The following is a 5,869-nucleotide window of genomic DNA, read 5'->3' as shown; positions in this document are numbered from 1 at the left end:
CCCCCCGCCCGCCGCCCTCGCCGCCCCGGGTGAGGCGCGCTACGTACTCGAAGGAGAAGTAACGCCGCGAAAGCGCGTGCGCGTGTGCCCGCGCGGGGCTGAACCCCCGCGCTCAAGGAGCGAAGCCCCCTTCGGGGGCTGGGCCTAGCCCGCAGGGCTTCGCGCCTTCAGCCTGATGCCTCAGCATCGGGCGTAGTACCCTTCGTGTGGATTCGTGTAATTCGTGGATGACCCCAGCCCGCGAACATACGTTTTCCGCGCACTCCGTATCCTCGGCGGTGGAATCCGCCGCGCACCTTGACAGGACGTACCGCCTTCTGCTATCCTTTCGGCAGAGGGCAGGGCGGTTTCCCGTGCGCTTCTGCCCCGCGGCGCGCGATCCTACGTCCTGGAGCGGCACATGGCGGAACAACCCGACGGCATAGAGTACCACCCGCGCATCAAGGAGATGCCCACGTCCGAGCGGCCACGCGAGCGGCTCATGCACTATGGGGCGGGCGCGTTGTCCAATGCCGAACTTCTCGCCATCGTCCTGCGGGCGGGGGTGCGGGGGCAGAACGTGCTGGAACTGGCACAGTCCCTGCTGACGCGATTTGGCGGGCTGCGCGGTCTGGCGCGGGCCAGCGCCCGAGAGTTGGCCGCGCTGAAAGGCGTGGGCGAGGCCAAGGCGTCGCAGGTGTTGGCCGCGCTGGAGTTGGGAAAGCGCATGAGCGTGGAATCGCCCGCCGAGCGCCCTCAAATCCAGTCGCCCCGCGATGTGGTCAACTTGGTGCAGGCAGACATGTCGCTGCTGGAACAGGAGCATCTGCGGGTGCTGCTGCTGGACGCCAAGAACCGCGTGCAGGAGACGAAGACCGTGTACGTGGGGCGGCTGGACGGGGTGGACGTGCGCCTGGGCGACCTGTTCCGCGATGCGGTGCGGACGGGCGCGGCGGCAATGGTGGTCGTGCACAATCATCCGTCGGGCGATCCGACCCCGTCGCGCGAGGACGTGCAAATCACGGCGCAGATTCGCCAGGCTGGCGACATGCTCGGCATTACGCTGTTGGATCACGTCATCATCGGCGGCGGGCGGTTTGTGAGCCTGAAAGAGCGCGGGCTGGGGTTCTGAACGGCCGCGTAGACGCTATTTCACAGGGAGGCAATCCGATGACAGGCAAAGCAGGAGTAAAGGCGGGACTCGTGGGTGGAGGCGTGGCGGCGATCCTGGCGTTCACGACCTTCATCCCATGCCTGCAGTGCATCACGGTGCCGCTGATGCTGCTGGCCTACGCAGTGGCGGGCGCGCTGGCCGCCTATTGGATGCCCGCGCCGTGCACAGCAGGGGATGGCGCATCTGCAGGCGCGGTGGCAGGAGCCGTCGCTGGCGCCATCGGCGGGATCGCCTGGATGATCGTGTCGGCGGTGTCCTATTCGGTGCTGGGCGGCGCGGAATACGTGGTGCGCAACCTGCCGACCGAGATGCTGGACACGCTCCGACAGATGGGCATTGACCCGTATGCGCTGTTCGCGCCTGGGGTCGTAACGCTGGGCAACGGCTTGTGCTGCGGCGTGCAATTTCTGGCGGCGGTGGGGCTTGGCGCGCTGGCGGGGGCCATTTTCGGCCCAACGCGCAAGGCCGGCACCCCGCCGAGCGAGGAGGTGGTAGATGCTTGATCTCATCAAGGCGCGAAGGAGCATCCGCAAGTACACGGCCGAGCCGGTAAGCGACGAGCAAGTGCGGGCGATGCTGGAGGCGGCCATGGCGGCGCCATCGGCCAACAACGCGCAGCCGTGGGAATTCGTCGTGGTGCGCGATGCGGAACTGCGGCGGCAACTGGCGGCCACCCATTCGTGGTCGTACATGGCCGCCGACGCGCCGGTGGTGTTCGTCGTGCTCGGCGACCCGCGACACTCCGACCATTGGGTGGAGGACACGTCCGCCGCGACGCAGAACCTGCTCCTGGCGGCGACGGCCTTGGGCCTGGGCGGGGTGTGGGTGGGCATCTACCCCCGCCGCGAACGCGAGGAGCACGTCCGCAAGGCGCTGGGCATCCCCGATGACCGGCGCGTGCTGTGCCTGGTGCCGGTGGGCCACCCCGCCGAGCGCAAGCCGCCGCGCACGCAGTACGATGCGGCCAAGGTGCACTACGACCGGTACGGGGGCCGGTAACCACGCGGGGGGTGTACCCCTCACATCCCCCTGCGCCCCCTTCTCTCCCCGCTGGCGGGGCGAGAAGGGGGAAACGGCGCGCGGTGGCGGGCCGTTCCCTCTCCCGCCGCAGGAGAGAGCAAGGGTGAGGGATGGCGCGGCCCTGCGCGGGGCTAAGCCCCCGCGCTCAAGGAGCGAAGCCCCTTCGGGCCTATCCCCGCGTGGATTCGTGGATGACCGCAGTCCACAGGGCTTCGCCCCTTCAGCCCGGCGCTTCAGCATCGGGCGTAGTACCCTTCGCGTGGATTCATGTAATTCGCGGATGCCGTGCGCCCAAAGCCAGTTGCACTTGACAGCCGCGCGCTGTCTGCTACACTGCGCCCATGGCATGGTCAGGCAAGGTCTATCCCGAATTCCGCATAGACACCGAGCGCGAGTGGGTCGCGTTCAGGCGCGCGCTCGTTCGGCGGCAGGTCGCCCAGTATCTGGGGCTGGACGCCTGTCCGCACCGGCTGCAGTGGCTGGAGTTCGGCCTGTTCTACTACCGCCTGACGCTGGTCATGGAACACTACCGGATGCTGCCCGAGGGCTCGGAACGCTGCGCCCTGCGTCCGCTGCTGGCCGAGGCCATGCTGTTCCTCAAGGCGTGCCGCGCGGCCATGAGCGACCGGGCTACCGCCGCCTCTGTGAGCGAGGAGGATGCCTTTGGGTTCCTGGGCGATACGTGGATTCCGCCTTTCTGACGCCGACCGCCTGACCGAGATCACCCCCAACGTTTGTATCCCCCAGGGTACTGCGCGTCCACAAGACGGGCCATGGCCTGGAAGTCGGCTGGCAGTCGGAGGAGATGGCGCTGGCCGAGCCGTATGACAAGGGCGCGAGCGGAACCTGCGCTCCATCGTCGTGGGGACGCAGCCCGGCAACGTCCCCGCGCCCCATGCGTTCGGCGGGCCGGCGTGAGATCCCGCGCTACGCCACGTCGCGGCGCATTGTGCGCACCCCGAGCAGCGTGAGCACAACGGCGAACGCGGCCAGAATCAGCAGGTTCGGCCAGATGTCGCCAAGGCTCCAGCCCTTCAGCATCACGTCGCGCAGGGCGCGGTTGGCATAGGTCAGCGGGAGTACATACGCGAACGGCTGCAGGTACGACGGCATCTCCTCCACGGCCCAGATCGTCCCGCCTAGCAACACCTGCGGGAAGATGACCAGCGGGATGAACTGCACCACCTGGAACTCGTTGCGGGCGAATGCCGACGCCAGAATCCCCAGGCTTACAGCCACCACCGCCAGCAGCGCGATCACCAGAAACAGCAGCGCCAGGCTCCCCAGGTAGTGAATCTTCAGCACCCAGATGGTGAAGCACAGGATGACGGTTACCTGCAGTAGGGCGAACAGCCCAAGCCCGCCCATGTAGCCCAGGACGATTTCGGCGCGGCTCGCCGGCGTGGCCAGCAGGCGCTCCATGGTGGCCTGCGCCCGCTCGCGCAGGAATGAGACGCACGTGAGCAGGAACACGAAGAACAGCGCCAGGAACCCCAGGAACACCGGCGCGACGAAGTCCAACGTGTCAAATTGGGAGCCGGCGTAGAGGTAGGTGGCGTTGAGGGTTACGGGCAGTTCCGCGCCCTGGGAGCCGCCCGCGGCCATGCCGGCCAGGGCGCGGATGGCGGCCTGCGTTACGCGCGCGGCAATGGCGGCGCTGCGTCCGGGGTTGGATCCCTCCAGGCGCAAGTCCAGCGCCACCTTTCGGTTGCGGACGAACTGCGCGGAGAAGTCGGGGGCAAAGACGAGCACGCCCTGCACCGCGCCATCGCGCAAAAGGGCGTCGGCTTCCCCCTCGCTCACCTCTCGGACCCGGAATACGCTGTCGGCGGCGAGTTGGGCGGCGATCTGCTCGCCGATGGCGATGGGGCGCGCCGCCATGGGCACGGCCACGGGCTGATCCCGATTGGCAATGCCCAGCGACATGGGCGCAGGCTCGGCCCGGAACAGGATCGCGCCCAGCGTCAGCAGCACCGTGGGCACCACGAGGAGCAATCCCACCGTCCGGTGGTCGCGGAGAATCTGCCTTATGACGCGGCGGGCGATGGCGAAGATGCGCCCGGCGCTCATGGTTGTCCTCCTTCCAGGCCCCGCTCGGCGAAGTGGATGAAGGCCTCCTCCAGGGTATCGGCGCCGGCCTTCTCGCGCAGGTCGCGGGCCGTCCCCTCGGCCAGAAGCCGACCCTGGCGCATGAACCCCAGGCGGTCGCACCGCTCGGCTTCATCCATCACGTGGCTGGAAACGATGAGGGTGGCGCCGTCTCGGGCCAGTTGGCGGAAGTAGTCCCAGAAGGCCACGCGCAGTTGCGGGTCCACGCCAACGGTCGGCTCGTCCAGCAGGAGGAGGCGCGGCTTGTGGACGAGCGCACAGGCCAGTGAAGTCCGCTGCCTCATCCCGCCCGACAGGGTGCGGACGAGGCTGTCGGCGCGGTCGCCCAAGTCCACCAGGGCGATGAGTTCGTCCACCCTGCGTCGGGAGACGCCGCCGCACATTTCGCCGAAGAAAGCGATGTTCTCGCGCACGGTCAGGTCCTCGTACAGGGCGTTCGCCTGCGGCATGTAGCCCACCTGCGCCAGGACGGCCTTGTCGGGCACGACGCGCCCCAGGACGCGCGCGCTGCCGCCAGAAGGCCGCAGCAGGCCCACGAGGAGGCGGATGAGGGTGGTCTTGCCCGAGCCGTTCGGCCCGAGGAGACCGTAGATTTCGCCCGACCGCACCGCCATGTCCACGCCATCCACGGCGCGGACCGAACCGAAGTGCTTGCGAATGGCGCTTGTCTCCACAATGACATCCATAAGCCCTTGCTCCTTGAGAGAGTTGGGATTGTCCCACGCCACATGATGGTCGCGAATCATGGCCGCACCTCGTTGTCGGCGATGCCCGAATCCTGGCCTTTCAGCACGCCGTGCATGAACACGTCGGCCAGCGCTGTGGCCCAGTCGGTTTCGGGTAGGTTGAGGACGGGCCGCAGCCGGAGGATGCGCTCGGTGAAGGCGTACCCTATGAGGATGCAGATCAGCGCTCGGCTAAATATGAAGGGAGGGACATCGCGCAGGCTGGCGGCATCGGCGCGGGCCAGCGCATCGTGCAGCGCCATGAACCCCGGGAACACCCGCGGGATGAGGGCGGCCAGCGTCGCGCCGCCCCGCTCCTGGGCGTCAATCAGCGCGAGGGCAATGTAGTCCCCGTGGACAGCGAGGAGGTCCAGCGCGCCACGGAACAGGTCGGCCAGGGCGGCCTCGGCGGTGCGGCCCTCCGGCGGGGTCAGGAGTTGCGCTATCTCGTCCAGCGGGGCCGCCTGACGGAGCACGGCGTCAAAGAGCGCATCCTTGCCGGGGAAGTGGTTGTAGATGGCGGCCACGGTGATGCCCGCGGCCCGCGCAACCTGGCGCATGGTGGTGGCGGCGTAGCCCTGGCGGATGAACAGGTCTTTGGCGGCGGCCAGGATGGCCTGCCGGGTGTGTTCGCCCCTGGCGACGGTCGCACGATGGTCCACGGACGCGCCTCCGTATGAACGAGCGTTCGTTCACATTATACGCGAAGAGAATCGGCGCGTCAAATCGCGCGCGGGCGCGCCGGATTTCACCGCCGAGGACGCCGAGGGCGCGCAGGGGATCATGGATTTGCTCACAGTGGCCGTGCGCGTGTCCGCCCGACGCTGAAGCATCGGGCTGAACGGGCCAAGCCCCGAAGGGG

At 68.2% G+C, this 5,869-nt stretch carries 7 protein-coding genes; 4 read left to right on the top strand and 3 right to left on the bottom strand.

All coding sequences use genetic code 11. The features are described 5' to 3' along the window. Nucleotides 1–400 precede the first annotated feature (400 nt). From radC to H5T65_13720, 4 genes are all read left to right on the top strand, one after another. Nucleotides 401–1,111 (top strand): DNA repair protein RadC, encoded by a 711-nt coding sequence (radC, locus tag H5T65_13735; protein MBC7260290.1) that lies wholly within the window; start codon nucleotides 401–403, stop codon nucleotides 1,109–1,111. A gap of 38 nt (nucleotides 1,112–1,149) precedes the next feature. Further along, nucleotides 1,150–1,656, top strand: a complete 507-nt coding sequence (locus tag H5T65_13730) for a hypothetical protein (protein MBC7260289.1) — start codon at nucleotides 1,150–1,152, stop codon at nucleotides 1,654–1,656. After that, a complete protein-coding gene (locus tag H5T65_13725) occupies nucleotides 1,649–2,152 on the top strand; it encodes a nitroreductase family protein (GenBank protein ID MBC7260288.1) in 504 nt (167 codons plus the stop codon). The genes H5T65_13730 and H5T65_13725 overlap by 8 nt, the downstream gene beginning before the upstream one ends. Before the next feature lie 362 nt (nucleotides 2,153–2,514). Beyond that, nucleotides 2,515–2,874 carry a hypothetical protein gene (locus tag H5T65_13720; protein MBC7260287.1) on the top strand — a complete coding sequence of 120 codons (360 nt, stop codon included), beginning with the start codon at nucleotides 2,515–2,517 and terminating at the stop codon, nucleotides 2,872–2,874. 226 nt (nucleotides 2,875–3,100) lie between these two features. Here the strand turns inward: H5T65_13720 and H5T65_13715 are convergent, their stop codons facing one another. The 3 genes from H5T65_13715 to H5T65_13705 are packed head-to-tail and all read right to left on the bottom strand — an operon-like array spanning nucleotide 3,101 to nucleotide 5,669. Further along, nucleotides 3,101–4,243, bottom strand: coding sequence for an ABC-2 transporter permease (locus H5T65_13715; protein MBC7260286.1), 1,143 nt, complete (start codon nucleotides 4,241–4,243; stop codon nucleotides 3,101–3,103). Further along, nucleotides 4,240–4,968: an ABC transporter ATP-binding protein gene (locus H5T65_13710; protein ID MBC7260285.1), complete on the bottom strand. Its 729-nt coding sequence runs from the start codon at nucleotides 4,966–4,968 to the stop codon at nucleotides 4,240–4,242. The genes H5T65_13715 and H5T65_13710 overlap by 4 nt, the downstream gene beginning before the upstream one ends. A 56-nt stretch (nucleotides 4,969–5,024) precedes the next feature. Then, nucleotides 5,025–5,669: a TetR/AcrR family transcriptional regulator gene (locus tag H5T65_13705; GenBank protein ID MBC7260284.1), complete on the bottom strand. Its 645-nt coding sequence runs from the start codon at nucleotides 5,667–5,669 to the stop codon at nucleotides 5,025–5,027. Between the last annotated feature and the right edge of the window lie 200 nt (nucleotides 5,670–5,869).

This window comes from Chloroflexota bacterium, from assembly GCA_014360805.1.
Lineage (GTDB): Bacteria > Chloroflexota > Anaerolineae > DTLA01 > DTLA01 > DTLA01.
The sequence above is the reverse complement of the archived record's forward strand: the minus strand, read 5'-3'. Positions and strand labels throughout refer to the sequence as shown.